This is a genomic window from Psychroserpens mesophilus (assembly GCF_050617655.1).
In the GTDB taxonomy this organism is placed as follows: Bacteria; Bacteroidota; Bacteroidia; order Flavobacteriales; family Flavobacteriaceae; genus Psychroserpens; species Psychroserpens mesophilus_A.
Genome location: NZ_JBODQC010000522.1, coordinates 1 through 235 on the forward strand (window position 1 = coordinate 1; position 235 = coordinate 235).

At 34.0% G+C, this 235-nt stretch carries 1 pseudogene; it reads left to right on the forward strand.

What is annotated here, in order from left to right:
* Positions 1–235: pseudogene (locus tag ACRHNM_RS18245) on the forward strand (hypothetical protein); the annotation flags it as partial.

Sequence of the window (235 nt, forward strand, 5' to 3'; positions counted from 1 at the left end):
TATGGTTTCTTTCTAATGCTCATTGGTGGAGGTGGGCATTATTTTCCCCCCTGGCATTGTATAGCTATCAATTTTGGGATATTTTTTCATATAATCCCAGCCTAGAAGAATCGGGAAACTTTATTGTGTTGCCTTTAACTTTAATCACCCTTACAATTATTGTTGTTATGGGGCAATTAGTTATAAAACAAGATAGATTAATGGTCTATAAAAAGAAGTTGGAAGCTTTACTTGA